Source organism: Coleofasciculus sp. FACHB-542, assembly GCF_014695825.1.
Lineage (GTDB): Bacteria > Cyanobacteriota > Cyanobacteriia > Cyanobacteriales > FACHB-T130 > FACHB-T130.
This window is the reverse complement of sequence record NZ_JACJPB010000063.1, coordinates 1-5,305: the sequence shown is the minus strand read 5'-3', so window position 1 is coordinate 5,305 and position 5,305 is coordinate 1. Positions and strand designations below refer to the sequence as shown.

The window sequence follows — 5,305 nt, the reverse complement described above, 5'->3', positions numbered from 1 at the left end:
AATCAACCTGGCACTGAGCTATTTTCCCAGGCAGTCACCCACCGAGTATCTTCGCCGCAGTTGCGTTTCACCTCCGAGTTCGGGATGGAGTCGGTGTGGTTCCACAACGCTAGTAGCACCAGGAAAGAATGTGAGGATGAACCCTCAATACTGCATAGTAACGTTAGTTTAGTTTTAGGAGTTGAGGTCAAGCCCTCGGTCTATTAGGACGCTTCGGCTGCATACATTGCTGCACTTCCACCTGGCGCCTATTTACAGGTGTTCTTCCTGTGACCTTACTGGATTATTTCCATGAGAGCACTCATCTTGAGGTGGGCTTCCCACTTAGATGCTTTCAGCGGTTATCCGCTCCGCACTTGGCTACCCAGCGTTTACCGTTGGCACGATAACTGGTACACCAGCGGTGCGTCCCTCCCGGTCCTCTCGTACTAAGGAGGGATCCTCTCAATGCTCTTACGCCTGCACCGGATATGGACCGAACTGTCTCACGACGTTCTGAACCCAGCTCACGTACCGCTTTAATGGGCGAACAGCCCAACCCTTGGGACGTACTTCCGCCCCAGGTTGCGATGAGCCGACATCGAGGTGCCAAACCTCCCCGTCGATGTGAACTCTTGGGGGAGATCAGCCTGTTATCCCTAGAGTAACTTTTATCCGTTGAGCGACGGCCCTTCCACGCGGTGCCGTCGGATCACTAAGGCCGACTTTCGTCCCTGCTTGAGTTGTAGCTCTTGCAGTCAAGCTCCCTTTTGCCTTTACACTCGCCGCCTGGTTTCCAACCAGGCTGAGGGAACCTTTGCGCGCCTCCGTTACCTTTTAGGAGGCGACCGCCCCAGTCAAACTGCCCACCTGAAACTGTTCCTCGCCCCGATTCAGGGGTCAAGGTTAGAATTCTAGCCTCGCCAGAGTGGTATCTCACCGTTGGCTCCATACCCCCCACAAGGGGTACTTCAACGCCTCCCACCTATCCTGCGCAAGCGAAGCCCGAACACCATTCCAGGCTACAGTAAAGCTTCATAGGGTCTTTCTGTCCTGGTGCAGGCAGTCCGTATCTTCACAGACATTCCTATTTCGCCGAGCCTCTCTCCGAGACAGCATCCAGATCGTTACGCCTTTCGTGCGGGTCGGAACTTACCCGACAAGGAATTTCGCTACCTTAGGACCGTTATAGTTACGGCCGCCGTTCACCGGGGCTTCAGTCGCCAGCTTCGGCTTGCGCCTAACCGACTTCTTTAACCTTCCGGCACTGGGCAGGCGTCAGCCCCCATACATCGTCTTGCGACTTAGCGGAGACCTGTGTTTTTGGTAAACAGTCGCCTGGATCTCTTCACTGCGACCTTCATTTCTGAAGGCACCCCTTCTCCCGAAGTTACGGGGTCATTTTGCCGAGTTCCTTAGAGAGAGTTATCTCGCGCCCCTTGGTATTCTCAACCTCCCCACCTGTGTCGGTTTCGGGTACAGGCGGTAATTGTTTATGGTGTTTAGAGCTTTTCTTGGAAGCTTGACTGATACCACTTCCCCCCCGTAGGGGGTCGTACTCGCGCCTTAGCTCGGGCCGTTTTCTCCGTCCCTCATCACCTCGAACGCTTGAACCGGTAACCAACATCCGGCTGGCTCTTGCCTTCTCCGTCCCTCTGCACCAACAATTACTGGTACGGGATTGTTGACCCGTTGTCCATCGACTACGCATTTCTGCCTCGCCTTAGGCCCTGACTAACCCTCCGCGGACGAGCCTTCCGGAGGAACCCTTGGGGTTTCGGGGCATTGGATTCTCACCAATGTTTGCGCTACTCAAGCCGACATTCTCACTTCCGTTTCGTCCACACCTGCTTGTCGCTAGTGCTTCTCACTACTGCGGAACGCTCCCCTACCGATACTTTATATATCCCACAGCTTCGGCATGTCACTTAGCCCCGTTCATTTTCGGCGCAGGAGCGCTTGACCAGTGAGCTATTACGCACTCTTTCAAGGATGGCTGCTTCTAGGCAAACCTCCTGGTTGTCTTTGCACTCCCACCTCCTTAATCACTTAGTGACCATTTGGGGGCCTTAGCTGGTGGTCTGGGCTGTTTCCCTCTTGACGATGAAGCTTATCCCCCACCGTCTCACTGGCTGTGTGTGCATCTGGTATTCTGAGTTTGTCTCGATTTGGTACCGCTCTCGCAGCCCGCACCGAAACAGTGCTTTACCCCCAGACTATAATCACAACCGCTGCGCCTCAACACATTTCGGGGAGAACCAGCTAGCTCCGGGTTCGATTGGCATTTCACCCCTAACCACACCTCATCCGCTGATTTTTCAACATCAGTCGGTTCGGACCTCCACTTGGTGTTACCCAAGCTTCATCCTGGACATGGTTAGATCACCCGGGTTCGGGTCTATAAACAGTGACTTATCGCCCTTTTCAGACTCGCTTTCGCTTTGGCTTGAGCATTGAATGCTTTGACCTGCCACTGCTTATAAGTCGCCGGCTCATTCTTCAACAGGCACACGGTCACTCGTTCAATCGAGCTTCCATTGCTTGTAAGCTTACGGTTTCACGTTCTATTTCACTCCCCTTCCGGGGTTCTTTTCACCTTTCCCTCGCGGTACTGGTTCGCTATTGGTCACACAGTAGTATTTAGCCTTACCGAGTGGTCTCGGCTGATTCACACGGGATTTCACGTGCCCCGTGCTACTCGGGATTCAGCTAGGGCTTTTGAAGCTTTCGACTACAGGACTTTTACCTTCTCTGGTGCAGTTTTCAGTTGCTTTGTCTAACTTCTCGAGTCCCACGTTGCTGTCCCACTACCCCACCAAGCATGCTTGATGGTTTAGGCTCTTCCCGTTTCGCTCACCACTACTCAGGGAATCTCTTTTGATTTCTTTTCCTCCAGCTACTAAGATGTTTCAGTTCACTGGGTTGGCTCTTTACTGCCTATGGATTCAGCAGTTAGTTCTTTGGGGTTGCCCCATTCGGATATCTCCGGCTCATTGCTTGCTTCCAGCTCCCCGGAGCGTTTCGTCGGTCGCCACGTCCTTCATCGCCTCTGTGTGCCGAGGGATCCACCATAAGCTCTTTGTAGCTTGACCACATTCTCTTGCTTGGATGATACGGACGCCTTCTTCGATTGGACGTCTCGTTTTTTCCTGCTTTTTAACGTTACTATGCAGTTTTCAAGGTTCTTTGGCTGGAATTAGAGTCCAGCAGTCTCTCTGAGGCTTTTCGAGTTTCAGAGTCGATGCTGACTTCTTTTTCCGGTTTTCGGTTTTGACTTGCTCGGCCTATAGATATGCCCCTCAACCGGGCTTCCCACGTTAAGCTTTACCCTCTTACTTGTCAAGCAATCAGCTTGACTTTAGGTGGGCCATCCTGGACTCGAACCAGGGACCTCACCCTTATCAGGGGTGCGCTCTAACCACCTGAGCTAATAGCCCATGAACCGGAACCGTAATAGTTTGAAAGCTTTTGATGACACGACCTCGACGACCTGGGATGACCTTCTGTGACCGACTTCATCGGTGTTCAGAGGTTCGGTCTCCCTTAAAAGGAGGTGATCCAGCCACACCTTCCGGTACGGCTACCTTGTTACGACTTCACCCCAGTCATCAGCCCTGCCTTCGGCGTCCCCCTCCTTTGCAGGTTAGGGTAACGACTTCGGGCGTGGCCAACTCCCATGGTGTGACGGGCGGTGTGTACAAGGCCCGGGAACGGATTCACCGCCGTATGCTGACCGGCGATTACTAGCGATTCCGCCTTCACGCAGGCGAGTTGCAGCCTGCGATCTGAACTGAGCCACGGTTTATGGGATTTGCTTGTCATTGCTAACTTGCTGCCCTTTGTCCGTAGCATTGTAGTACGTGTGTAGCCCAGGACGTAAGGGGCATGCTGACTTGACGTCATCCCCACCTTCCTCCGGTTTGTCACCGGCAGTCTCCCTAAAGTGCCCAACTTAATGATGGCAACTAAGGACGAGGGTTGCGCTCGTTGCGGGACTTAACCCAACATCTCACGACACGAGCTGACGACAGCCATGCACCACCTGTGTTCCGGTTCCCGAAGGCACCCTTCTGTTTCCAGAAGGTTCCGGACATGTCAAGTCCTGGTAAGGTTCTTCGCGTTGCATCGAATTAAACCACATACTCCACCGCTTGTGCGGGCCCCCGTCAATTCCTTTGAGTTTCACACTTGCGTGCGTACTCCCCAGGCGGGATACTTAACGCGTTAGCTACGGCGCGGCCCGGGTCGATACAGGCCACACCTAGTATCCATCGTTTACGGCTAGGACTACTGGGGTATCTAATCCCATTCGCTCCCCTAGCTTTCGTCCCTCAGTGTCAGTTGCAGTCCAGCAGAGCGCTTTCGCCACCGGTGTTCTTCCCAATCTCTACGCATTTCACCGCTACACTGGGAATTCCCTCTACCCCTACTGCACTCTAGCCGTTCAGTTTCCACCGCCTTTCCAGGGTTAAGCCCCGGTCTTTAACGGCAGACTTGAACAGCCACCTACGGACGCTTTACGCCCAATTATTCCGGATAACGCTTGCATCCTCCGTATTACCGCGGCTGCTGGCACGGAGTTAGCCGATGCTGATTCCTCAGGTACCGTCATTTTTTTCTTCCCTGAGAAAAGGGGTTTACAATCCAAGAACCTTCCTCCCCCACGCGGTCTTGCTCCGTCAGGCTTTCGCCCATTGCGGAAAATTCCCCACTGCTGCCTCCCGTAGGAGTCTGGGCCGTGTCTCAGTCCCAGTGTGGCTGATCGTCCTCTCAGACCAGCTACCGATCGTCGCCTTGGTAAGCTTTTACCTTACCAACTAGCTAATCGGACGCGAGCTCATCTTCAGGCTATAAATATTTCACCTCTCGGCACATCCGGTCTTAGCAGTCGTTTCCAACTGTTATCCCCGTCCTGAAGGCAGATTCTCACGCGTTACTCACCCGTCCGCCACTAGAATCCGAAGATTCCCGTTCGACTTGCATGTGTTAAGCAGACCGCCAGCGTTCATCCTGAGCCAGGATCAAACTCTCCATTGTGTTAAGTGAGTTTGTTTTTTTGGCTATTGGAAACTATAAGTTTCCTACCGACTTCGTCTGGGTGATTGAAGTCTCCTCCAATTCACCTGATTTTTTTGACGAGGTACTTGTGTTTACTTGGCTTTCAAACTATTATTTTTTCTAGGTTCGGTGCGCTTCGGTGTCGCTTCACTTTCGCTTGCTCTCCCGACCGCTTTATTAATGTAGCAACCACGAACCGCTTCTGTCAACTGTTTTGAAAAACTTTTTTGGAAAACTCTCAAAATCCCCAAGGGCGCAGCTTTTGGGC

1 tRNA gene and 3 rRNA genes are annotated in these 5,305 nt (G+C 52.9%); all 4 read right to left on the bottom strand.

Going from position 1 to position 5,305, the window contains the following annotated elements:
* Positions 1–5: 5 nt before the first annotated feature.
* The 4 genes from rrf to H6F52_RS25110 all read right to left on the bottom strand — a co-directional run bounded on the left by rrf (position 6) and on the right by H6F52_RS25110 (position 5,016).
* A 5S ribosomal RNA gene (rrf, locus tag H6F52_RS25125) occupies positions 6–123 on the bottom strand.
* 60 nt (positions 124–183) lie between these two features.
* Positions 184–3,071 (bottom strand): 23S ribosomal RNA (locus tag H6F52_RS25120).
* A 271-nt stretch (positions 3,072–3,342) separates the two neighbouring features.
* A tRNA-Ile gene (locus tag H6F52_RS25115) sits at positions 3,343–3,416 on the bottom strand.
* 109 nt (positions 3,417–3,525) lie between these two features.
* Positions 3,526–5,016, bottom strand: a 16S ribosomal RNA gene (locus H6F52_RS25110).
* The 16S, 23S and 5S rRNA genes sit together here with 1 tRNA gene alongside, the layout of an rRNA operon.
* Positions 5,017–5,305: the final 289 nt, after the last annotated feature.